General features: G+C 69.7%; 21 protein-coding genes and 1 riboswitch. Of the genes, 6 read left to right on the top strand and 15 right to left on the bottom strand.

From position 1 onward, the window contains the following. Nucleotides 1-4 precede the first annotated feature (4 nt). Together J8M50_RS13150 and J8M50_RS13145 are read right to left on the bottom strand one after the other, a co-directional pair. The gene (locus J8M50_RS13150; protein ID WP_456340219.1) at nt 5-1,636 is read right to left on the bottom strand and encodes a GMC oxidoreductase; all 1,632 of its coding nucleotides are present in this window, start codon (nt 1,634-1,636) and stop codon (nt 5-7) included. A 156-nt stretch (nt 1,637-1,792) separates the two neighbouring features. Beyond that, nucleotides 1,793-2,935 (bottom strand): glycosyltransferase family 4 protein, encoded by a 1,143-nt coding sequence (locus J8M50_RS13145; RefSeq protein WP_010350462.1) that lies wholly within the window; start codon nt 2,933-2,935, stop codon nt 1,793-1,795. Between the two features lie 409 nt (nt 2,936-3,344). Here J8M50_RS13145 and J8M50_RS13140 point away from each other — a divergent pair, with 409 nt between their 5' ends. Further along, nucleotides 3,345-4,562, top strand: a complete 1,218-nt coding sequence (locus J8M50_RS13140; RefSeq protein WP_029183376.1) for a glycosyltransferase 87 family protein — start codon at nt 3,345-3,347, stop codon at nt 4,560-4,562. Here the strand turns inward: J8M50_RS13140 and J8M50_RS13135 are convergent. Beyond that, nucleotides 4,468-5,748, bottom strand: coding sequence for an MATE family efflux transporter (locus tag J8M50_RS13135; protein ID WP_010350464.1), 1,281 nt, complete (start codon nt 5,746-5,748; stop codon nt 4,468-4,470). The two genes, J8M50_RS13140 and J8M50_RS13135, sit on opposite strands and share 95 nt — an antisense overlap. Before the next feature lie 86 nt (nt 5,749-5,834). Between J8M50_RS13135 and J8M50_RS13130 the strand changes: the two genes are divergently transcribed. Next, nucleotides 5,835-6,362 carry a PadR family transcriptional regulator gene (locus tag J8M50_RS13130; RefSeq protein WP_010350465.1) on the top strand — a complete coding sequence of 176 codons (528 nt, stop codon included), beginning with the start codon at nt 5,835-5,837 and terminating at the stop codon, nt 6,360-6,362. A 21-nt stretch (nt 6,363-6,383) separates the two neighbouring features. On the opposite strand, the gene J8M50_RS13125 is transcribed toward J8M50_RS13130, so the two are convergent. Next, the gene (locus tag J8M50_RS13125) at nt 6,384-7,502 is read right to left on the bottom strand and encodes a hypothetical protein (protein ID WP_029183377.1); all 1,119 of its coding nucleotides are present in this window, start codon (nt 7,500-7,502) and stop codon (nt 6,384-6,386) included. A 51-nt stretch (nt 7,503-7,553) separates the two neighbouring features. On the opposite strand from J8M50_RS13125, the gene J8M50_RS13120 reads away from it, so the two are divergent. Next, a complete protein-coding gene (locus J8M50_RS13120) occupies nt 7,554-8,321 on the top strand; it encodes an IS5/IS1182 family transposase (RefSeq protein ID WP_029183378.1) in 768 nt (255 codons plus the stop codon). A 228-nt stretch (nt 8,322-8,549) separates the two neighbouring features. Here the strand turns inward: J8M50_RS13120 and J8M50_RS13115 are convergent, their stop codons facing one another. The 4 genes from J8M50_RS13115 to J8M50_RS13100 all read right to left on the bottom strand — a co-directional run bounded on the left by J8M50_RS13115 (nt 8,550) and on the right by J8M50_RS13100 (nt 12,641). Next, complete coding sequence (locus J8M50_RS13115) at nt 8,550-9,569, bottom strand: C40 family peptidase (protein WP_010357221.1); 1,020 nt, start codon at nt 9,567-9,569, stop codon at nt 8,550-8,552. 200 nt (nt 9,570-9,769) lie between these two features. Beyond that, on the bottom strand, nt 9,770-10,810 hold the full coding sequence (locus J8M50_RS13110) for a C40 family peptidase (RefSeq protein ID WP_010357222.1): 1,041 nt from the start codon (nt 10,808-10,810) through the stop codon (nt 9,770-9,772). Between the two features lie 213 nt (nt 10,811-11,023). Beyond that, nucleotides 11,024-12,364, bottom strand: a complete 1,341-nt coding sequence (locus tag J8M50_RS13105; RefSeq protein WP_010357225.1) for an NYN domain-containing protein — start codon at nt 12,362-12,364, stop codon at nt 11,024-11,026. 37 nt (nt 12,365-12,401) lie between these two features. Beyond that, the gene (locus J8M50_RS13100; RefSeq protein ID WP_010357226.1) at nt 12,402-12,641 is read right to left on the bottom strand and encodes a hypothetical protein; all 240 of its coding nucleotides are present in this window, start codon (nt 12,639-12,641) and stop codon (nt 12,402-12,404) included. Between the two features lie 155 nt (nt 12,642-12,796). Between J8M50_RS13100 and J8M50_RS13095 the strand changes: the two genes are divergently transcribed. Then, nucleotides 12,797-13,504: a rhomboid family intramembrane serine protease gene (locus J8M50_RS13095; RefSeq protein WP_010357227.1), complete on the top strand. Its 708-nt coding sequence runs from the start codon at nt 12,797-12,799 to the stop codon at nt 13,502-13,504. After that, complete coding sequence (locus J8M50_RS13090; RefSeq protein ID WP_010357228.1) at nt 13,501-13,782, top strand: Lrp/AsnC family transcriptional regulator; 282 nt, start codon at nt 13,501-13,503, stop codon at nt 13,780-13,782. Before J8M50_RS13095 ends, J8M50_RS13090 begins: the two co-directional genes overlap by 4 nt. Here the strand turns inward: J8M50_RS13090 and J8M50_RS13085 are convergent. From J8M50_RS13085 to ctaE, 6 genes are all read right to left on the bottom strand, one after another. Further along, nucleotides 13,779-15,125 (bottom strand): aminotransferase class V-fold PLP-dependent enzyme, encoded by a 1,347-nt coding sequence (locus J8M50_RS13085; RefSeq protein WP_010357229.1) that lies wholly within the window; start codon nt 15,123-15,125, stop codon nt 13,779-13,781. The genes J8M50_RS13090 and J8M50_RS13085 overlap by 4 nt on opposite strands. Nucleotides 15,126-15,166: 41 nt before the next feature. Beyond that, a riboswitch (SAM riboswitch) is annotated at nt 15,167-15,283 on the bottom strand. Nucleotides 15,284-15,385: 102 nt separating this feature from the next. After that, the gene (gene trpD, locus J8M50_RS13080) at nt 15,386-16,450 is read right to left on the bottom strand and encodes an anthranilate phosphoribosyltransferase (RefSeq protein WP_010357230.1); all 1,065 of its coding nucleotides are present in this window, start codon (nt 16,448-16,450) and stop codon (nt 15,386-15,388) included. A 140-nt stretch (nt 16,451-16,590) separates the two neighbouring features. Further along, nucleotides 16,591-18,231 carry a cytochrome bc1 complex cytochrome b subunit gene (qcrB, locus tag J8M50_RS13075; protein WP_010357231.1) on the bottom strand — a complete coding sequence of 547 codons (1,641 nt, stop codon included), beginning with the start codon at nt 18,229-18,231 and terminating at the stop codon, nt 16,591-16,593. Then, nucleotides 18,228-19,286 (bottom strand): cytochrome bc1 complex Rieske iron-sulfur subunit, encoded by a 1,059-nt coding sequence (gene qcrA / locus J8M50_RS13070; RefSeq protein ID WP_010357232.1) that lies wholly within the window; start codon nt 19,284-19,286, stop codon nt 18,228-18,230. The genes qcrB and qcrA overlap by 4 nt, the downstream gene beginning before the upstream one ends. Beyond that, a complete protein-coding gene (gene qcrC, locus J8M50_RS13065; RefSeq protein ID WP_029184304.1) occupies nt 19,283-20,095 on the bottom strand; it encodes a cytochrome bc1 complex diheme cytochrome c subunit in 813 nt (270 codons plus the stop codon). Before qcrC ends, qcrA begins: the two co-directional genes overlap by 4 nt. Nucleotides 20,096-20,174: 79 nt before the next feature. Next, nucleotides 20,175-20,795: an aa3-type cytochrome oxidase subunit III gene (ctaE, locus tag J8M50_RS13060; RefSeq protein WP_010357235.1), complete on the bottom strand. Its 621-nt coding sequence runs from the start codon at nt 20,793-20,795 to the stop codon at nt 20,175-20,177. A gap of 166 nt (nt 20,796-20,961) precedes the next feature. Between ctaE and J8M50_RS13055 the strand changes: the two genes are divergently transcribed. Then, on the top strand, nt 20,962-21,363 hold the full coding sequence (locus J8M50_RS13055; RefSeq protein ID WP_010357238.1) for a response regulator: 402 nt from the start codon (nt 20,962-20,964) through the stop codon (nt 21,361-21,363). 118 nt (nt 21,364-21,481) lie between these two features. Here the strand turns inward: J8M50_RS13055 and J8M50_RS13050 are convergent, their stop codons facing one another. After that, on the bottom strand, nt 21,482-22,747 hold the full coding sequence (locus J8M50_RS13050) for a L,D-transpeptidase (RefSeq protein ID WP_010357239.1): 1,266 nt from the start codon (nt 22,745-22,747) through the stop codon (nt 21,482-21,484). Between the last annotated feature and the right edge of the window lie 88 nt (nt 22,748-22,835).

Raw genomic sequence — 22,835 nt, 5'->3', positions numbered from 1 at the left:
CAGTTCATGGCGCGGTGTCCTCCACGAGGACCCGCGCCATCGTTCGCTCCGCCAGCGCGGTGATCGTGACGAACGGGTTCACGCCGATGTTGCCGGGCACGAGCGAGCCGTCGGTGACGTACAGCCGTGGATACCCCTTCACCCGGCCGTAGTTGTCCGTCGCCCTCCCCAACACGCAGCCGCCCAGGGGGTGGTAGCAGAAGTCGTCCGCGAAGACCTTGCTGGGCGTGCCGAACAGGTCGTAGCGGTAGATCGTCGCGTTCGCCGCGTTGATCCGGTCGAACAGCTTCTTCGCCATCGCCACGGATACGGCGCTCTGCGCGGCGCTCCAACTCAGGCCGAGCGTGCCGTTGTCGTACGTCAGCGTCGCGCGTTCCGGGTTCTTCGTGATCGCCAGGTAGAGGCTCACCCAGTTCTCCAACCCCGTGGGCAGCGGGGCCATTTCGGCGAACACCGGGTTGTCCGTGTTGGCCCAGTCGTCGATGCCCATCACCGGCATCGTGGACTGGTTGGCGCCGGTCGTGTCCCACAGGTGGTTGGCGCGGCCCAGCATGACGTTGCCGTTGGTGCCCCAGCCGGCGCCGACAGCCGCGTCCAGGGCGGGGAGGGTGCCCGACTGCCGTGCCCTGACGAGGAGTTCGGTGGTACCGAGGCTGCCGCCGCCGAGGAACAGGTAGGTGCAGCTGTACTGCTTCGTCTCTACGACCGTCCCGGCCTCGTTGATTCTTTCCGCGCTGAGGACCCAACTCCCGTCCGTGGCGCGGCTGATGGCGGTGACCTTCTCCTGGGTGTGGATGGTGACGTTGCCCGTGCCGAGCGCCGAGGCGAGGTACGTCTTGTCGAGGCTTCGTTTCCCGTAGTTGTTGCCGTAGATGACCTCCTGGCCCAGCGCCGACTTCGTCGCCGTGCCCGCGGCTTCCTTCTGCATGTACGTGAAGTCGTAGACGCTGGGCACGAACGTCGTTCTGAGGCCCGTGTTCGCCGCCGCTTTTCTCGATGTGCGGCTGAACTTGTACCACTCCGTCGACTCGAACCAGGTGGGGTCGATCGCGTTCACGCCCAGCATCTGGCGGGCCCGGGGGAAGTACGTGGCGTACATCTCCGTCGCGTCGACCGTGGGGAACTGCTCGGTGAAGTACGCCTGGTTGGGGGTGACCGCCATCGAGCCGTTCACGAGGGAGCCGCCGCCGACGCCTCTGCCGACGTACACCGACATGTTCGCGAACTTCACGCGGTCCAGGACGCCGGGGTACAGGGGGATGTCCTTGTTCACGACATCCAGCCACAGGAAGCTGGCGAGGGGGGCCTCGGTGCGGGTCTTGAACCACATCGAGCGCTTGTCCGGATTCGCCGTGTTGCAGAAGACCTTGCCGTCTGGGCCGGCCGTGTTCCAGGCTCGGCCCATTTCGAGGACGAGGGTGCGGATGCCGGCTTGTGCGAGGCGCAGTGCTGCAACTGCACCGCCGTAGCCTGAACCGACCACTATCGCCGGGGAGTTGTCGGTGGCCTCGGGTTCTTCGGCGTGGGCGGACTGGAGGGAGATGCGGGTGAGGCCGAGGGTGGCGGCCGTCTGGAGGGCGGCCATGCCTAGGATCTGGCGTCTACTGAGCTGACGTTGCGTCAGATGTGCTGTCATATGCGGAGCATGGGGGGAATGGGGGGTTCCGGCTAGGGGGGTGGCGCGTAATCGTCTGCCAAATGTTCGCGGTTGGCGACTGCCGGTAGTACGTGGCTTGTCGCGCCCACGCGGCGGTAGCCGCATATCAGAAACAGCCCCGCGCCCCTGAGGGGGCTACAGCAGCGCCTTTAGAGAGTCCGCCAGCAGATCCCAACGCCACTTCTCCTCCACCCACTTCCTTCCGCGCTCACCCATCCTCTTCCTCAACTCCCCATCCCCCAGCAGCACTACGATCCGCTCGGCCGTCTCCTCCACCGACTCGCCGCGTACGACCCAGCCCGTCTCCCCGTCCAGCACCGCGTCCGGTGCTCCCCCCGAGTCCCCCGCCACCACCGGCAATCCGGTCGCCGATGCCTCCAGGTACACGATCCCCAAGCCCTCAACGTCCAAGCCGCCCCGCCTCGTTCGACACGGCATCGCGAAGACGTCCCCGGCGCCGTAGTGCGCGGGCAGCTCCTCCCACGGGACCGACCCCGTGAACCTCACCGAGTCCCCAACTCCCGTCTCCGCAGCCAGCTTTCGCAAGTCGCCCTCGTACGGGCCGCCCCCCACGATCAGCAGCACCGCGTCCGGCTCGGCCTTCAGAATCCTCGGCATCGCGCGGATCAGCGTGTCCTGGCCCTTGCGCGGCACCAGGCGCGACACGCACACCACCACCGGGCGATCCGTCAGCCCCAGCCGTGCCCGGACCTCCATGCCCCCCGACCCCGGATGGAACGTCTTCTCGTCCACCCCCGGCGGAAGTTGGACCATCCGCGACGCCGCCTCCGCCGACAGCACCCCCGCGATCCGGGACCGCGTGTACTCGCCCAGATAGGTGACCGTGTCCGTCGCATCGCCGATCCGCCGCAACAGCCCCCGGGCGACCGGCAGTTGCGCCCACCCCGCCTCGTGCCCGTGCGTCGTGGCGACCAGCCTCCGCGCCCCCGCCCTCCGCAGCGCCGGCGCCATCAGCCCCAGCGGAGCCGCCGCGCCGAACCACACGGACGTACACCCGTGCTCGCGCAGCAGCGACACCGCCCGCCGCGTCGCCCCCGGCGTCGGCAGCAGCATCGTCGTACGGTCCCGGACGACCGTGAAGGGCTGCTCGGCGTCGAAGGCGGCGGTCGCCTCGATGCCCTCGCGGGTCCGCTTCCACGTGGACGCGTAGACGACGAGGTCGGCGGGGTCGAGGCGCAGCGCCATGTTGTGGAGGAACGCCTGGATGCCACCGGGGCGGGGCGGGAAGTCGTTGGTCACGATGAGGGTCTTGTGCATCGCGGCCGACTGTAACCGACCATGTGCCGAGGCCGGACCAGGCGCCCGGCCAGGCACTCGACGACGAGCCACCGGCGACAGGCTCGGCGCCCGACCACAGCCGATCGGCGACCGGCCCGGTCTCCCGGCGGCGCCCAACCGGCCACAAGCCCCGGCGGCAGACGACCGGCTCGGCCCCGGCGCCCGATTCCACGCCCGGCCGCAGACCCTGCCCCCCACGCCCGCCACCAGCCACGCACCGACGCCGGACCAGGCGACCGCCTCGGCACTCGACGACAACCCCCGCCGACACGCGACCGGCCCACCCCCGGCAACCCACCATGTGCCCGGCCCCGCTTCATGGCTCTCCCCCAGCCCCCCGGTGCAGGATGTGCCCGACATATCGACCAGGGACGAACAGGGGCGAAATATGCCGGACGCGCGACGGCCATTGACCGGGCTGCTCGTCACCTGGGGTGTCACCCGGCTGTTCCTGCTCCTGTCCGTGTACCGGATCCTCCCCTTCCCGGGCCCCGACGTGACGACGGACGTCTCGGTGATCTACCGGAGCTGGTACGAGATCCTGCGCACCGGCGCGTTCCCCCTGCACGACGTGACCTGGCAGTATCCGCCCGCCGCCGCCCTCCCGCTCCTGGCCCCGGCCCTGCTCCCGTTCCTCGACTATGCGTCCGCGTTCTTCCTGCTGGCCTTCGTCGCCGACCTGGCCGTCCTGACGCTGCTCCTGACCGCCGCGCACCGCCCCGGCCGCACCCGGCGAGGCGTGTGGGTGTGGGTCGCGGGCGTCCCCCTCCTCGGCCCCACGGCCTACGCGCGGTACGACATCCTGGTGACCGCGGTCGCGGTCGCCGCCCTCGTCGCGGGCGCCCGGCGCCCCCGCGTGATGGGCGCCCTGATCAGCCTCGGCGCACTCCTGAAGGTCTGGCCGGCCCTGCTGCTGGCCGGGGTCGCCCGCCGCAGGACATGGCTCGCGGCGACCCTGACCACCGCCCTCCTCCTCGCCGCGAGCGCCTTCGTCCCCGGCGCCTTCACCTTCGTCACCTCCCAGCGCGACCGGGGCACGGAGGTCGAGTCCCTGGGCGCGCTGGTCTTCCACGTGGCCCGGCACTTCGGCTGGCCCGGCGAGGTCCACTTCGTCTACGGCTCCCTGGAGTTCACCGGCCCCGGCGTGAAGGCCGTGAGCACGGCGGCCCTGTTCCTGACGTCCGTGGCGTTCGGCTGGCTCCTGATGTGGCGGCTCATGGCCCGCCGCTACTCGCTCCACACCCCGGCGGACGCGGCCTTCACCGCCGTACTCCTCTTCACGCTGTCCAGCCGGGTGATCAGCCCGCAGTACCTGGTGTGGCTGATCGGCACGGCGGCGGTGTGCCTGTGTTTCCGGGGCAGCCGGATGGGCCTCCCGGCGGTGCTGGTCCTGGTCGCGGCCGGCGTGACGGTGATCGAGTTCCCGATCCGCTTCGACGACGTCGTGGACAGCACCCCTCTCGGCGTGGCCCTGCTCCTCGTCCGCAACGGCCTCCTGGTCACCGCCGCGCTCACGGCCTGCGCCCGCCTGTGGCGCTCGACATCGGCCCGCCCGAAGCCGCTGCCGCTCCCGGCGCAGCCGACCCGAGCGAAGGTCCCCTCCTGACCAGCAGCACCCCCTGCACGGCCATCGACACGGCGAGCGCGGCGCAGACGCCGGGCAGCCCGAACCCCGACAGCCCGTACGCCAGGGGCAGTTGAACGGCCGTCCCGACGACGGTCGCCCCCACGGTCCCGCCCCCACCCGCCTCGAACACCCCGCCCAGCGCGATGACCCCGGCCATCAGCACGAGGTACGGCCCGACGCAGCGCAGGAACAGAACGCCGTCCGCCGTGACCTCCTCCCCCGCGCCGAACGCGGCCATGATCCAGGGCGCACCGACCGCGAACACCCCGGCGGCCACGACCCCCACAACGCCCGCGACCTTCACCGCCGCCCGCCCGGTCGCCCTCGCCTCGCCGGTGTACGCCGTGTGGATCGCCGCGGCCTGCCGTACGGCGTAGAACGCCATCGTCGCGAAGTACAGCACCTTGTACGCGATCCCGTACGCCGCGACCGCCGTCACCCCGATCCGCGCGACGACGGCGACGAGGACGAGGCCGCCGGTCTGCCGGACGGTGAAGTCGAGGGCCATGGGGAGCCCCACGGCGAGGACGCGGCGGGGTGCGGCGCGCGTCCCCGAAGGAGCTTTCCGGCGCAGCAGGAGGAGCCCCGCCCCGAGCGCCACGCTCCGGCACAGCACGGTCGACGCGGCGGCGCCCTCCACCCCGTACGCCCTGATCAGCACCGGGTCCGCCACCAGGATCAGCCCGTTCGCGACCAGCGCCAGCCGCATCGGGGTCCTGGTGTCGCCGGTGCCCTTGAGGATGCCGTCGACGAGGTTCTGCGCGTAGAAGACGGCCAGCCCCGGGAGGGAGATCGCGAAGTAGCCGGCCGCGAGAGGCGCGTCGCCGCCGAGCAGGAGGCGGGCGAGAGGCTCCCTGAGCAGATATCCGCCGCCCGCGACAACGGGGGTGACCAGCGCGAACAGCACCCATCCACCCCGTACGGCCGCCCCGGCGGCGACCGGGTCCCGGGCCCCTCTCGCCTGCGCCAGCAGCACGGTCGTACCGGACGAGAAGGCGAGGGCGATGCCGAGGAGGACGTTCTCGGTGCTCGTCGCGACCGCCACGGCGGCCACGGCCTCGGGGCCGAGGGAGGTGACCCAGAGGGTGTTGAGGAGGCCGGTGAGGACGGAGGCGAGGAGGGAGAGGTAGATGGGGCGGGCGAGGGTGACGAGGTCGGTGGTCATACGGGGTCCCCCTAGGTCGATTACCTCGATTCGAGGTAGCTCGATTAGAGGTAGCATGGGACGGTCGCCGTCCACAAGGGAGTGCCATGCTGGAGCTGTCGATCCTCGGCTTCCTCGCCGAACGCCCCTTGCACGGGTACGAGTTGAAGGAGCGCATCCGGGCACTGAGCGGGCACGTCCGCCCCGTGAGCGACGGGGCGCTGTACCCCGCGATCAACCGGCTCGTCGCCGCCGGCAAGCTCGAACAACGGACCGAGGACGGAGCGAGCGCGGCCCCTCGCCGGGTGCTGTCGCTGACCGACGCGGGCCGGGCGGACCTCCTGGAACGCCTCCGGCACCCCAAGGACGTCGAGATCTCCGACGGGGTCCGCTTCAACACGGTGCTGTCGTTCCTGCGGTTCCTGCCGGACCGGGGGGAGCAGGCGGCGGTGCTGCGTCGGCGCCTGGACTTCCTGGAGGTGCCGACGAGCTTCTTCTACGAGGGTGAGGTGGCCGTCCGGGCGGAGGACACCGGGGACCTGTTCCGCGCGGGGATGCTGCGGGTGGCGCGGGCCACGGGGGAGGCGGAGAGGGAGTGGCTGCGGGAGGCGTTGGGGGAGCTGGAAGGGGCGTGAGCTTCAGCGGCGTACGGAATCTCAGCTCGCCAGTTGTTCCTTCACGTACGTCCGCCAGTCCTCCGTGAACTCCTCCAGCGTCACCCCCAGCACGCTCCCCAACGCCCCCTCCACCGCCCCGGCCCGCTTCCCGTGTGCCCCGACCGCCTTGTAGAACGCGTCCAGCTTCTCCTCGCCCCACCGCCCGGCGATCATCCGGCACGCCAGCCAGCCACCCTCGTACGCCTGCGCCAGACGGGTGGCGTCCCCGCCGAACCCGAAGTCCGAGTCGGCGGGCAGCGCGGCGGGGACGTGACCCTCGTCGACGGCGCTCCGCAGCTCGGGGGCGGCCTGGTCCGGCGTGCGGTCGGTGCCCCGGTAGCCGACCCAGTCCGCGTAGCCCTCGGACAGCCACAGGGGGGTCGCCGCGTTGGTGTGGGCGCGGGTCGCGACGTGGGTGGTCTCGTGCGTGAGCACGACCTGCCGGCCGACCTCGCCGAGCATCCCGTACGCCTCCGGATTGACGACGACCCGGTCAGCGGGCGCACGCCCCCCGGTCTCGCCGGTGGTGACGGCCGCGATCCCCCGGTACGAATCGACGGACGCGCCCAGCAGCTCGGCCATCCCCTCCAGCGAGGCAGGCACCACGACGACGACCTTCTGCGCCCAAGTGGTCCCCCAGGCGTCGGACACTGCGGGCACGGCCTGATCGGCGAGATCGGCGAAACTCCGCAGCCGATCGTCGGACTCCCCCACGCCCATCACAAGACTGTGAGCCCCCCGCACGACGCTGACCCGCCCCTGATCCCACAGCTGCTCCCCGGCCCCCTCTCCGGGCCCCTCAGACACCACCGACCACACCCCACCTTCATCCCGCCCCAACGTCACCACCCGCGAGGCGGTAACAGGCACGGAGTCATACCCCCGAACCCGATAACTGAGCTGCACATCAGCCGTGGCCCGATCCCCGGCAGCATCAACGGCCCCCAGCCGATAGGACCACTGCGAAAACGGAACGTCATAGGTGTTCCCCTCCCGCCCCAACACAACAGAGGCCCGCCGATCAAGAGCGGCCTGCACCTCGGCCCGGGTAGACCCCCCATCACCCCCACTACACCCCACGGCAAGCAGACACAGGGCGACAGCCCCCGACCACAGCACCCGCCTAAGGGCTGTCCCGTAACTGCTGGTCACGGGTGAGATGATCTTGATGTGTCTGGTGTGATCACGGCGTCGGAGCCGTCCTGGATAGCCCCGTTCACCGGGCTGAGCCCCCGCCTGTTCGGCAAGCTGGTGACCGTACTGCGGCGCGAAGGTGCGGATGCGGTCCGCAAGGGCCGGCCGTGGAGCCTCCCGCTGGAGGACCGGGCTCTGCTGGTCGCGGCGTACTGGCGCACGAACTTGACGATGCGCCAGCTCGCCCCGCTCTTCGGGGTGTCCAAGTCGGCAGCCGACCGCATCATCGACCACCTCGGGCCGATGCTCGCGCTCCAGCCCCGCAAGCGGTTCGCCAAGGACACCGTGCTCATCGTGGACGGCACCCTGGTCCCCACCCGGGACCACACGGTCGCGGAGCAGTCCAAGAACTACCGGTACTCGACCAACCATCAGGTCGTCATCGACGCCGACACCCGCCTGGTCGTCGTGGTGGGCCGGCCTCTCGCCGGAAACCGCAACGACTGCAAGGCGTGGGAGGAATCCGGCGCCAAAGCCGCTGTCGGCAAGACCATGACGATCGCCGACGGCGGCTATCCCGGGACCGGGCTCGTCATGCCCCACCGCCGGCGCAAGGGCGAAGACCTTCCGGACTGGAAGGAAGCACACAACAAGTCCCACAAGCAGGTCCGCGCCCGCGTCGAGCACGTCTTCGCCCGCATGAAGACCTGGAAGATCCTCCGCGACTGCCGCCTCAAAGGCGATGGCGTCCACCACGCCATGCTCGGCATCGCCCGGATACACAACCTCGCCCTCGCCGGATAGACGAGCGGCCCGCACGACGGCCAACCACGCCCGAGACAGCTCGAAGATCATTTACGGGACAGTCCTTAGCACCAGCCATTAGGACGATCGTACGGGGGAAGACAAGACGGCGAATCTGCACCCATGTCTTTCAGGGGCGCGGGGCTGTATCGATGTGCGGCTACCGCCGCGCGGGCGCGACAAGCCACACACAACCCGCACCCGCCGTCCGACAGAAAGTGGCACCCCCTACGGCCGCGTAACCGAAGAAACCGGCATCATCCCCACCGGGTCATACCGAACCGGCGCCCCCGGATACGGCGCATGGATCACCTGCCCGTTCCCCACATACATCCCCACATGACTCGCATCGGACCGATACGTAACGATGTCCCCCGGCTGAGCCTGCGACAACGGCACCCTCCTCCCCGCATGTGCCTGCGCCTGAGACGTACGCGGCAACGAAACCCCCGCCTGCCCGTAAGACCACTGCATGAGCCCGGAACAGTCGAACCCGGAAGGCCCACTGGCCCCCCACACATAGGGCCGCCCCAACGCGGAGCGAGCCGCAGCCACAGCCGCAGCAGCCCGAGCGGAAGACGCCTGCCCCCCACCGAGGAACGGCATCTCCTCACGCCCGGACCGCGACACCCGCTCATACCCCGCACGTTCCGACGGCGAGAGCGAGTTCAACAGCTCCCGAGCCCGAGCCAACTTCCGCTCGACCGTCCGCTTATGGGACGCGACGGCCCGCCGATTCTTCTCCAGCTCCCCGAGCTTCCCGGCAGCCTCGGCCCGCTCCTGAGCCAACTCCCGCATGGCGGACTGAAGTTCACGAAGCTCCCCGGCCTGATGAACGGTGAGCCGATCGAGCGTGGCAGCCTTGTCGAGGTATTCGTCGGGATCGTCGGAGAAGAGAAGCGCGATGGAGGGATCGAGCCCCCCGGCCCGGTACTGGGCCCCGGCAAGCGCCCCGAGCCGCTCCCGCATGGAGTTGATCCGCTCCTGCTGCCGAGCGATGGCGTCCTGCGCCCCGCTCACTTCGTGCCGCAGCCGATCGGCCCGCTCATCGGCTTTGTTGTACGCCTCGGTGGCCTGCTCGGCCTCGGTGTAGAGCCGGTCGACCTCGGCCCGAGTACCCCCGGAGGGCGCCGCGTGGGCGACGGGAACCACCCCCAGGGCAGCCGCAGCGGCGGACAGCGCGCACAGCGCCGCCCCCGCCCCCCTGTTGAACCCGGACGCCGGTGCAACGCTGCGATGGGACCCCACGGGAAGCCGCACTCCTTCCGCTGACGGACGAGGAAACGCGGCAGACAGTAGCCCTGCGGGAAGGGGGTGGCCAAAGACCCGGAACGGACACGGACGGTGACGTCCCGGCCCAGACGCAGGTCATGGCCGGGACGGACGGTCAGCGAGGACTACGGGAATCCACTCGTTCGGGGGGCTGTGCGACGGAGCGTGTCGCAGCCTCAGACGCGCACGCCGAACATGAACGGCCCGCCGATGGTGCTCATCGACTCGTAGCGCACGACGGTCCCGGTGCGCGGCGCGTGGATGATCTGCCCGCCGCCCGCGTAGAGCCCGACGTGGTGGAGGTCGTTGAAGAAGAAGACCAGGTCGCCGACGCGCAGGTCACCGGTGTTGTAGATGCGGGTCCCGATGTTGGCCTGGGACTCCGAGGTACGCGGAATGGAGACGCCGGCCTGCCCGTAGGCCCACGAGGTGAGCCCGGAGCAGTCGAACGTGGCCATACCGGCCGTACCGTAGCTGTACGGCTTGTTCAGCTGGCTCTGCGCGGCGGCGAACGCGGCGCCGGCCCGGCCGGACGCGGAGCCGACGTTGCCGAGGTCCACGCGCTCGCCGGCGTCACGGCTGGCGCGGTTCTCCTGCTCGTTCATCGCGGCCTTCTCGGCGGCGGTGAGGGAGTTGAGGAGCTTCTGCGCGTCGGCGAGCTTGCCCTGCACCTCGCGCTTCTTCTTGGAGAGCTCGGCGCGGGTGCTGGAGAGGTCGGCGAGCTTGCCGGAGGCCTCGGCGCGCTGCTGGGCGAGCTGGCGCTGCTTCTCCTGGATCTTCTTCAGCGCCTCGACCTGCTGGGCGCTGAGCTGGTCCTGGGTGGAGGCGCGGTCCAGGAAGCTGTCCGGGTCGGAGGAGAGGAAGAGCTGGACGGAGGAGTCGATGTTCCCCGTGCGGTACTGGGCGGCAGCCGCCAGGCCTATGGAGTCGCGGAGCTTGTTCAGCTCGTCCTGGCCCCGGGCGACGTTGTCCTGGATGGTGGCGATCTCCTTCTGGAGCTTCCCCGCCTTCTCCTCGGCGCCGTTCATGGACTCGGTGGCCTGCTCAGCCTCTTCGTAGAGCTTGTCGACCTTCGACTTGACCTCGTCCTTCGTCGGCTTCTCGCTCGGCGCCGCGTTCGCGGAGTTGGCGCTGAGCGCGACGGCCGCGGCAGCCGCGGTGGTCAGCAGGGTCACGCGCGTGCGCGACGGCGGCTTGGGTCGACGGTGGGACGCCACGGAGACAGGCTCCTTCTCTTGACCGATCACCCCGTACAGCCGATCGATCGCCCAGTTGACCGATCGCTCGTGCGGAGGTTCGAACCGAGACCCTAGTGACCCGACTGTGATCAGTTCAAATCCTGTGGCGTAAAAAAGCGGTCGCGCAACGCATAATTTGCAATCAACCAACAGGCGGTGATGCCAAGTTGACCCTCTGTAGAGGTACGGGGCTCAGGACAGCCGCTTCAGCAGCATCGCCGAAGCCACCGGCCGCGCCCCGGCCTTGGCGACGCCGTCGGCCACCTCGCGGTCGGTGGAGGCGACGATGACGGGTCTGCCGGGCGGCTCCGCGCGCACCAGCTGACGGATCAGCTCGTCGGCGGTGACGCCGGGTTTCGAGAACAGGACACGGACGCCCCGGGGCGGTGCGAGCAGGACGGGCGCGGCGAGTTCGGCCCCGTCGAAGACACAGGTCACCTCGGCCCCGGTCTGCGCGGCGAGCGCGGAGAGCTGGCCGAGGAGGCGCAGCCGCTGCTTCTCCAGCGGCATCTGGGGGTAGCCGGTCTTGGTGACGTTGTAGCCGTCGACGACAAGGTGCGCCTGGGGCAGCGCGAGCAACTGATCGAGAATGGCCGGATCGTGCTCCGACAGGGCGCGCGCGGCGATGTCCTTCGGCGTCATCCGGCCGGGTTCGACCGCGTCGACGGTCTCGGCGGGCCGTACGGAGACGGGGGGCAGCGCGAGTTCGCGGCGCAGGCCCTGGGTGGCTTCGAGGACGGTGTCCAGCAGGAGCCGTACGCGCATGTCCTCGACGCTGCGGCCCTCGCGGGCGGCGCGGCGGCTGGCCTCCAGGGCGGCCTCGACCTCGCCGAGCCGCGACTTGAGGCGCCGCGTCTCGCTCTCGGCGGCGGACACCTGGGCGCCCGTCTCGGCGCGGACGGCCTCGATCTCGCCCTGGAGCTTGCGCTGGGCGGCCTCGCCGCGCTTGACGTCGCTGAGGGCGGAGCGCAGCTTGCGGTGCGCGGCCTCCGCCTCCCGCTTGGCGGCGTCGAGTTCCTGCCGCAGGCGTTCCGTCTCGGCCTTGACCTGGCCCTGCGCATGCGTCAACTCCTCGCGCAGGCGCTCCAGTTCGGCGCGGCTCTCCTCGTCGGCGCGTTCGGCGTCGGCGCGCTGGGCCTCCTCGCCGGCGGCGGTGACGAGCTTGACCCAGCCGGTGGGGCGCAGCACGTAGGCCGCCGCCGCCACGTCCAGCGGGTCGGCGGCCGGGGGCGGCGAACCGGAGTCGAGGGCGCCGGTGAGTTCCGGCTGAGCCTCTCTGAGCTTCTCCCCGATGCGCTGGCGGAACAGCGCGTCGGTCTCCAGCGCGGAGGCCATCGCGTTCCCGGCGAACTTGGTCCGGCGGTTCGGCGCGAACCGGGCGTACTGCCGCAGCTGCGCGGGCAGTTCGGCGAGGGTCAGCCCGCCGAAGCCGTCCGACACGATCTGCACGACCCTGCGGCGCACCCCGTCGGGCAGGGGGCGGTCGAGCACCTCGGCGGCGCCGTCGCCCGGCTCGCCCGTGGTCTCCGCCATCCGTCACACCCCACTTGCCGTGCGGGGCCGCTCCCTCTCAGGAGTCGGCGCCCGGCCTGTCCACGAGTTCCACCGAATCGACTGCGTTGCACCAGCGGCAGCGCACCGACTCGATGGTCTCACTGACCACCTCGCGCTCCTCGACCTTCGGCTCTCCGGCCAGGTCGAGGTGGACGTACTCGACGACCTTCGAGGAGCGGGTCACGTCGAACCGGGTGAGGTTTCCGCAGAGGGTGCAGCGCCACCTGGTGGTGGCGGTCGGCAGGGTAACCGTCATCGGAAGCGTCCGCTCCTTTTCTGGGCCGTGCGCCGGGGGCGTGCCCCGATGCGTGTGGCCGTAACCCTACGGCCTGGTGGGGACCGGTCGCCCGCCCGTCCAGGACGGCGAGGCGATATCGGCCGTTGTATCCGGTTGCGTCATGCTCTGTAGCCATGATCGACAGGTGGCGCCCCGCCGCGCCGGTGACGTACGGACTGATCGCGCTGTGCTGCGCCGTCTTCGTCCTCGGGCCCGCGTCGGGGCTCAATCCCTCGTACGGCTCCGGCGAGGCGCTCGTCGCGGCGCAGCGGGCGTACTACCACCGCTGGGGCGTCGTGCCCGCAGACCTCTTCGAGGGGTCCGCGCGGGCCGCGCTCACTCCGCTGACCGCGCTGTTCGTGCACGGCGGCTGGGTCCATCTGCTCGGCAACATGCTCTTCCTCTACGTCTTCGGGGCGATGACCGAGGAACGCATGGGGCGCGTCGAGTTCACCCTCTTCTACACCGGCTGCGGCTGCCTCGCCCTCCTGGGGTACGCGGCTGCCTACGCCGACTCCGCACAGTCCCTCGTGGGGGCGTCCGGAGCGATCTCGGCCGTCCTCGGGGCCTTCCTCTACCTCTTCCCCCGCGCGCGCGTCACCAGTCTCCTGCCGTTCCTCTTCTTCCTCCCCCTGCGCTTCCCCGCCTGGCTGGTCCTCCCCTTCTGGGCGGCCCTCCAGTGGCTCGCCGCGGGCCACGCCACCACGGGCCCCGGCGTCGCCTACCTCGCCCACGTCGTCGGCTTCGCGCTCGGGTTCCTGTACGCGTGGGCGCGATTCACCCGTACGACTACAGTTGGGGCCGCCCCAGCACGCGTCCCCGAGGGAGAGAACCAGCCGTGATCACCGCGATCGTCCTGATCAAGACCAGCGTGGACCGGATTCCGGAGATCGCCGAGGAGATCGCCTCTCTGGAGAGCGTGAGCGAGGTGTTCTCGGTGACCGGGACGTACGACCTCATCGCGATGGTCCGGGTGCGGGAGCACGAGGATCTGGCCGACGTCATCCCCGGGCGGATCAGCAAGATCCCCGGCGTGGAGGCGACGGACACGCACGTCGCGTTCCGGACGTACTCCCAGCACGACCTGGAGGCCGCGTTCGCGATCGGCCTCGACTCCTAAGAGGCCGCCGGGACGCAGCGGCCGTTCTCCGTCCGGTACGTCAGCTTCGCGCCCAGCGTCACCAGTTCGCGCACGGCCGTGACGAAGCGGTCCACGTGCTCGTCGGGCGTTCCCGCGCCGAAGCTCACGCGGATCGCGTTCAGCGACGTCGCCCCGCCGCACTCCCCCGCCCGCGCCGCCGTCGCGCCCAGGAGGTGGCCGACGAGGGGGTGCGCGCAGAACAGGCCGTCGCGGACGCCGATGCCGTACTCGGCGGAGAGGGCGGCGGCGAAGTGGGAGCTGTTCCAGCCGTCCACCACGAAGGAGAGGACGCCGACGCGGGGGGCATCGTCGCCGAAGAGGGACAGGACGCGGACCTGGGGGACGTCCGCGAGACCCGCACGGACCTTGCCGATCAGGTGGTGCTCGCGGGCGACGAGGTTGTCGAAGCCCTCCTCCGTCAGCGCCTTGCACGCGGAGGCGATCGCGTAGGCGCCGATCACGTTCGGGGAACCGGCCTCGTGGCGGGCCGCGTTCTCGTGCCACTCCACCTCGACCGTGCCGTCCGCCGCGCGGCTCACCCTGCGGCTGGCGCCACCGCCCGCGAGGTACGGCTCGGCCGCGTGCAGCCAGTCCGTACGGCCCGCGAGGACGCCCGCGCCGAAGGGGGCGTACAGCTTGTGGCCGGAGAACGCGATCCAGTCGACGTCCAGGTCCTTCACCGACACGGGGTGGTGCGGGGCGAGCTGCGCCGCGTCCAGGACGATGCGGGCGCCGTGCGCGTGCGCCGTCGCCGTCAGCTCGCGGACCGGCCACAGTTCGCCGGTGACGTTCGAGGCGCCGGTCACGCAGACGAGGGCGGGGGCTTTCCGGTCACGGGACTCCAGGGCCCGGCCGAGCGTCGCCACCGCCTCCTCGGGGGTGCGGGGGGCGTCCAGGTACGTCACGTCCCGGTGCTGCCAGGGGAGCAGGGACGCGTGGTGCTCCGTCTCGAAGACGTACACCTGGCAGTTCGCGGGGACCGCGCGCGCCAGCAGGTTCAGGGAGTCCGTCGTCGAGCGGGTGAAGATCAGCTCGTCGTCCTCGCGGCAGTCCAGGAACTCCGCGACCGTCCTGCGGGCGGCCTCGAAGAGGTCGGTGGAGAGCTGGGAGAGGTAGCCGGCGCCCCTGTGGACGCTGCCGTAGTACGGGGCGTACGCGGCTACGTCGTCCCAGACGCGCTGGAGCGCGGGGGCGCTGGCCGCGTAGTCGAGGGCCGCGTACGTGACCTCGCCGCCGGTGACGAGGGGGACGGTGACATCCCGGCCCAGGACGTCCAGGGGGGCGCAGACGGTCCGCTCGGAGGCAAGCGTGATGACGGACATGGGGAAGTCTCCTCGACGACCAGGACCCCCGGTGTCAGGAGGGTCCGCGCTTGCCGAGGACCTCGCTGCCCACGGCCTGGTCTTCACCCGGGGCACCCCGCCACGGACGGAGGGTTGCCGGACAGTCGGCCGGGGCCACATGACTGTCACTCATGACCTGGTTCAAAAAGTAGATGAGGTGATCGCGGGGACGCAAGTTCTGTCCGGATCGCGGGACACCAAGAGAAAAAGCGGCTTGCGCCGCTTTCCCTTCCAGACATCTACGCGTTTGTCGCCGTCACCCAGCGTTCCAGCGTCCTCTTCGCCGACCCCGAGTCGATCGACTCCGCCGCCTTCTCCATGCCCTCTCGGAGTTGCTCGGCCAAAGTGCCGGTGCCGGGGTTCAGGGCCACCAATGCCGCTGCCGAGTTCAACAGGACCGCGTCTCTGACCGGGCCCTTCTCGCCGTCCAGGAGGTTTCGGGCCACCTCTGCGTTGTACGCGGGGTCTGCGCCTCGGAGTGCCTCGATGGGGACCAGGTCGATGCCTACGTCCCTGGGGTCGAAGGTTTCCTCCGTGACCTTGTTGTCTCGGACCACCCAGACCCGGGAAGTGGACGTGGTCGTCAGTTCGTCTAGGCCGTCGTCTCCCCGGAAGACCAGGGAGGAGTTGCCCCGGTCCGCCAAGACGCCCGCGATCATGGGGGCCATGCGAGGGTCCGCCACTCCTACCGCCTGGGACTTCACCCTCGCCGGGTTCGTGAGGGGGCCCAGCGCGTTGAAGACCGTGCGGATGCCCAACTGGCCCCGGGCTGCGGCGACATGACGCAGCGCCGGGTGGAACTTCACCGCGAAGCAGAAGGTGATGCCCGCCTCCTCGGCGACCTCCGCGACCCGCTTGGGCGTCAGCTCCAGATTGACGCCCAGCTTCTCCAGCACGTCCGAGGCGCCCGACGACGAGGACGCCGCCCGGTTGCCGTGCTTGACGACCTTCGCTCCCGTACCGGCGACGACCAGCGCGGACATCGTCGAGATGTTGACCGTCTTCGCGCCGTCCCCGCCCGTACCGACGATGTCGACCGTACGGCCGGACACCTCGATCGTGTTGGCGTGCTCGTACATCGCCCGGACGACCCCGGTGATCTCCTCGACCGTCTCGCCCTTGGCCCGCAGCGCCACCACGAACCCGGCGATCTGCGCGTCCGTGGCCTCGCCGCGCATGATGCGGTCCATGGCCCACGCGGTCGCGTCGGCGCTCTGGTCGTGCCCGGAGAGCAGCGCGTTGAGGACGGAGGGCCAGGAACGGCCCGCCGCGGTGTCGCCTCCAGCGGGGGTCACAGCGCTCATACGGCCGCTCCTGAGTGTCGTAAACCTAGGTTTGTTCGGTGTCCCCCACCCTATCCAGCCAGGAGCGGCGCGAAGGCCCCGTCCGGGGTTCGGACGGGGCCTTCTGTGGCGACTTTCCCGGGCTCTACCCGGGGCTGGGATCAGTGGTGGCCGTGGCCGCTCGTGATCTCCTTGTACTCCTCGACGGTCGGCTTGGCGATCTGGCTGTCCTCGCCGTAGTACGACTCGCTGAGCTTGGCGCGGAGCTTCTCCGTGCCCTTGACCTTGCGCTGCACGCCGTTCTCGTCGGTGGTGGCGCCGATCGCGACGGGCTCGTACTGCTCGTGCGCGGTGAGCGTGTGCAGCTGCTCCTGGCTGAGCGGCTCGTGGATCTCGATGAACTCACCGTGCGGGAGCCGCTTGATCGTGCCGGTCTCGCGGCCGTGCAGCACCTTGTCCTTGTCGCGGCGCTGGAGGCCGATGCAGATCCGCTTGGTGGCGATGAACGCGAGAACCGGCAGGACGAAGAAGCCGATCCGGACGAACCAGGTGATCGCGTTGATGGAGAGGTGGAAGTGGGTGGCCCAGAGGTCGTTCCCACCGCCGATCAGCATCACGAAGTACGCGGTCAGCCAGGCCACACCGAACCCGGTGCGGGTCGGGGTGTTGCGCGGCCGGTCCAGGATGTGGTGTTCGCGCTTGTCGCCGGTGACCCAGGCTTCGATGAAGGGGTAGACGGCGATGGCGACGAGCACCAGCGGGAAGACCACGATCGGGATGAACACGCCCAGGACGAGCGTGTGGCCCGCGAAGTTGATCTCCCAGCCCGGCATCACGCGGACCAGACCCTCGGCGAAGCCCATGTACCAGTCCGGCTGGGCGCCCGTGGACACCTGGTCGGGACGGTAGGGGCCGATGGCCCAGATCGGGTTGATCTGCGCGATCGCGGCGATGACCGCGATGACGCCGAAGACCAGGAAGAAGAACCCGCCGGCCTTCGCCATGTACACGGGCAGCAGGGGCATGCCGACGACGTTGTTGTTCGTCTTGCCGGGACCCGCGAACTGCGTGTGCTTGTGGTAGAAGACCAGGATCAGGTGGGCCACCATCAGGCCGAGCATGATGCCCGGCAGCAGCAGGATGTGGACCGAGTAGAACCGGGCCACGAAGTCGCCGCCGGGGAACTCCCCGCCGAAGATGAAGAACGACAGGTACGTGCCGACCACGGGGATCGACAGCAGCACGCCCTCGATGAACCGCACACCCGTACCCGACAGCAGGTCGTCGGGGAGCGAGTAGCCGGTGAAGCCGGTGAACAGCGACAGCACCAGCAGCAGCCAGCCGAACAGCCAGTTGACCTCGCGCGGCTTGCGGAACGCGCCCGTGAAGAAGACGCGCATCATGTGGATCATCATCGCGGCGACGAAGATCAGCGCCGCCCAGTGGTGGATCTGCCGGATGAGCAGACCACCGCGCACCTCGAACGAGATGTGCATGGTCGAGGCGAACGCCTCGCTCATCAGCTGTCCCTGGAGCGGGACGTACGGGCCGTGGTACTCCACCTCGTTCATCGACGGGTGGAAGAACAGCGTCAGATACACACCCGTGAGGATGATGATGATGAAGCTGTACATGCAGATCTCGCCCAGCATGAACGACCAGTGGTCGGGGAAGATCTTGCGCATGTTGGCCTTGGCGAGGGAGTAGATCCCCAGCCGGCCGTCGGCCCAGTCGGCGACGCGCTCGCCGGCCGGTGCCTTCCCGCGTTCGCGGGACTCCTCAGTGGACGTCGTGGTGCTCATCCGCGCTCCCAGAACGAAGGACCGACGGGCTCGTCGAAGTCGCCGAGCGCTTCAAGGTAGCCCTCGTCGTTGACGCCGATGCGCAGCTGCGGCAGGGCGTGGCCGGCGGGGCCGAAGATCACCCGGGCGCCGTCGGAGAGGTCGAAGGTGGACTGGTGGCAGGGGCAGAGCGCGTGGTGCGTCTGCTGCTCGTACAGGGAGATCGGGCAGCCGACGTGGGTGCAGATCTTCGAGTAGGCCACGATGCCGTCGTGCGACCACGCGAGCTCGCGCTTGTCCTTGATGTTCTCCGGCTGGATCCGGATGATCATCAGGGCCGCCTTGGCGATCTCCGTCTGGAACTCGTGGTCGTGCTCCTCCAGGCCCTCGGGCTTGGCGAAGGTCAGCGACCCGACCGCGACGTCCTCGGGACGCAGCGGCTCGTTCGTGTTCATGTTGACGAGGAGCTTGCCCTTGGCCCACAGCGTGGTGCGCAGCTTGGTGCCGGGCAGCGGGCCGAGGTCGCGCAGCAGGACGACGCCGGAGAGCGGGAACATGGCCAGCGCGCCGAACATCGTGTTGCGGATCAGCTTGCGGCGGCCGAGCGCCGATTCCTTGGCGCCCTGCTTGAAGTCGGCCAGGACCTTGGCCTTGACCTCGGGGGCCGCCTCGATCGGGTGGCGCTCGTCGGCCATCTCCTCGTCGGACATCAGGGTGCGGGCCCAGTGGACCGCGCCCGCGCCGATGGAGAACAGCGCCACGCCCAGGGTCAGGCCCAGCGCGAAGTTCAGCGCGTTGAGGTGCCCGATCGGGAAGACGTAGATCGCCTTGTCGTGCGGGATCGCCACGTACGAGGCGATGAACGCGACGGTGGCCAGCATCGAGACCGTGAACAGCAGGGCGACCGTGCGCTCGGAGCGCTTGGCGGCCCGCTCGTCGATGTCCTGGATGCGGTGCTCGTGGGGCGGGAGACCGGGGTCGGCGAACGGGTGCTGCTCGTCCGCGACGTCTACCGCGCCGTGCGCGTGATCCTGCGCTGCCGGCAGGTTCTCTTCTGGAATGTCTTGGCTACTCATGACTTCTTGGCCTTTGCGGTCCGAGCGGCGACCCAGACGGCGACCGCGACGAGCGCGCCGAGGCCGAAGATCCAGGCGAACAGGCCCTCGCTGACCGGGCCGAGGCCGCCCAGCTCCAGGCCGCCGGGGTTCTCGGTCTCGTCACCGTTGACCGCGTTCACGTACGCGATGATGTCCTTCTTGTTCTGCGGCGAGAGCGTCCCGTCGCCGAACGACGGCATGTTCTGCGGGCCGGTCTGCATGGCCTCGTAGATGTGCTTCGGGTCCACGCCCTCCAGCGTCGGCGCGAACTTGCCCTTCGTCAGGGCGCCGCCCTTGCCGGTGAAGTTGTGGCACTGCGCGCAGTTGGTGCGGAAGAGTTCGCCGCCCTTGGCGATGTCGGCGCCGTCGGGGCCGTACTCCGCCTTCGTCGGGACGGTCGGACCCGCGCCCAGGGAGGAGATGTACGCGGCGAGCTGGTCGATCTGCGCCTGCGTGTAGATGACCTTCTTGCGGGGGACCTGCGCGCCCTGGGAGGTCGCGGCCGGCATACGGCCCGTGCCGACCTGGAAGTCGACGGCGGCGGAGCCCACGCCGACCAGGCTCGGACCGTCCGAGGAGCCCTGACCGCCGGTGCCGTGGCAGCTGGCGCAGCCCACCGCGTAGAGCTTCTTCCCCTCCTCGATGGTCAGGGACTGGGCGGTTTCGTCAGCCTTCGCCTTGTCCGCGGGCGCGAAGGCGGAGTAGAACGCCCCCGAGCCCAACAGCGCAAGGAGTAGGACGACGAACGCCGCCATGGGATGGCGTCGTCGTGCGGAGAGCTTTTTCACGGATTACCCCGGTGTCAGGATCTTCGGTGTCGATGCGTCTGGATGTGCGTTGCGATAACGCGGGTGGGATCGGACCCGGTTACTTGATCATGTAGATCGTCGCGAAAAGGCCGATCCAGACGACATCGACGAAGTGCCAGTAGTAGGACACGACGATCGCGGCGGTCGCCTGTTCGTGCGTGAACTTCTTGGCCGCGTAGGTACGGCCGAGTACGAAGAGGAAGGCGATCAGACCGCCCGTCACGTGCATACCGTGGAAGCCGGTGGTCAGGTAGAACACCGAGCCGTACGGGTCCGAGGAGAGCGAGAGGCCGTCCTTCTTGACCAGCTCGGTGTACTCGTAGATCTGGCCGCCGATGAAGATCGCGCCCATCACGAACGTGATGATGAACCAGCCCCGGAGCTTCTTCACGTCACCGCGCTCCGCGGCGAAGACGCCGAGCTGGCAGGTGAGGGAGGAGAGCACCAGGATGGTCGTGTTCGTCGCCGAGAACGGGAAGTTCAGGGACGACGCCATCTCCTTCCAGTGATCCGGACCGGTCACCGATCGGAGGGTGAAGTACATCGCGAAGAGGGCCGCGAAGAACATCAGCTCGGATGCCAACCAGATGATGGTTCCGACGCTGGTGAGGTTCGGCCGGTTGACCGACGGGTGCGCGTGCCCGGTTTCTGCTGTCGTTGCTGTCGCCACGACCGACATTATGTCGGTCGCTTATCCCGCCCTCACTCCGGGGGGTGCCGTTCGGAGTGTCACCGCCCCCCGAACCGGTGTTGACATGGTGTTCAACGGGGCGTATCCGGGAGTAGCATCCGGCCGGATGGGGCTTTCCGTACGACGTCAGTGTCGCCGAAGTCACGGAGGAACGATGCAGCCGACCGCCACGGTGCTGGTCTACAGCGACGACGCGAACACGCGGGAGCAGGTGAGGTTGGCGACCGGGCGTCGTCCCGCTCCTGACGTTCCGTCGGTGACGTTCATCGAGTGTGCGACGCAGGCCGCGGTTCTCCGTGAGCTGGACAAGGGTGGGATCGATGTCGCCGTCCTTGACGGTGAGGCTGCGCCTATGGGGGGGATGGGGCTTGGGCGGCAGTTGAAGGACGAGGTGTTCAACTGTCCGCCGGTGCTGGTGCTGATGGGGCGGCCTCAGGATGCGTGGCTGGCCACGTGGAGCCGTGCGGATGCCGCTGTGACGCTTCCGGTGGAGCCGGTGGAGTTTGCGGGTGCGTTGGCGTCTCTGCTGCGGCAGGGGCGGCTTCAGAGCGCCTGAGGGGGTGGGGGGTTCTGTTGGTGCGCGACTGGCCCGCCGTCGTGGCTGGTCGCGCAGTTCCCCGCGCCCCTAAAAGACATGGCCTCGCCGCCCCTTGGGACCGTGCCCGGAGCCGGTCCTAAACAGCTTCCGGCGCCAAGCGCGTCTCGTCCCTCTGTGCGCCCTTCCTCGTCGTCAACGCGCTTCCCTCCTGCCACTTCTTCCAGGTGACGTTCCAGTCGCCGAAGCCGTTGCCGAAGGGTTCCATTTCGTCGCCGTCGCTGTTGATGACCTTGACGACGTCGCCCTCGCGGACGTTTTCGTAGAACCACGCGGCGTTGCCCGTGCTCATGCCGGTGCAGCCGTGGGAGACGTTGGCCGAGCCCTGGGAGTCGACGGACCAGGGGGCCGCGTGGACGTACTCGCCCGACCAGGTGACTCGGGTGGCCCAGTAGACCGGGAGGTCGTAGGCGTCGGAGGAGCCCGCGCTGATGCCCACCGTCGTGCCGCGCATGCGGACGTAGTACTCCTTGCCCAGCACCACCTTGACGCCGTTGCGGGTCTCGAAGCCCGGCTTGCCCGTGGTGACGGGGATGGAGTTGATCTCCTCGCCGTTCTTGTAGACGGTCATCCAGTGGGACGAGGCGTCCGTCACGGCCACGACCTTGTCGCCGATCTTGAGGTTCAGGTCCTTCGTCCTCGTGCCCCAGAGCCGGTCGCCGATCTTGATGCCGTCGAGGAAGCTGTGCGCGCGGATGCGGGCCTGCGCGGGCCAGTAGTCCTTGGGGCGGTAGTGCAGCTCCTTGGAGTCGACCCAGTGCCAGGCGCCCGGCACGGAGGGCGTGGAGTCGACCTTGAGCGCGCGTTCGACGACGGAGCGCTGTGCGGGGTCCTTGACGGGCCGGCTGAGCGTGGCGGTGATGGGCTGGCCGACGCCGTACGTACCCGTGTCGGGCCCGAAGGTGACGTCGAGCCGCTTCTTGGAGACCGGCGCCCCCGTGTCGAACGTGAGGACCCTGCGCCCCGGCGCCCCGTCGTCGTCCTCGGTGCTCACGCGGACCGTGTAGTGGGCATTGGCGGCCAGCGGCTCCGTGGAGTGCCACCGGCGCCCGTCGGCGGCGAGTTCGCCCGCGACGAAGCGTCCTGAGCCGTCGACGGCGGTGACGTCCGTGAGGGGCCCCTCGGAGTCCTTGACGGTGATCTCCAGCGGCTTGTCCGGGTCGGCCTTGTGCCCGGCGTCGGGGAGGCCCGCGAACACGACCTGGTCGGTCGCGTCGTACGGCCGCGAGGCGAGCGGGTGTCCGCCCGAGCCGCAGGCGGCGGCGCCCACGACCAGAGCGCTCACCAGCAGGGTGCAGCGGACGACTGTGGCGGGGCGGGGCGTCGTACGGTTCGGGTGGTTCATGGCTTCACGCTAGGAACCCCGGCCCGGCCCGGCGCGGTGGGTCACTCGGACGAGGGACACGGCGTCCGGCGAACGGGGACCTGCGTTA

The organism is Streptomyces acidiscabies (assembly GCF_020010905.1).
Lineage (GTDB): Bacteria > Actinomycetota > Actinomycetes > Streptomycetales > Streptomycetaceae > Streptomyces > Streptomyces acidiscabies.
The sequence above is the reverse complement of the archived record's forward strand: the minus strand, read 5'-3'. Positions and strand labels throughout refer to the sequence as shown.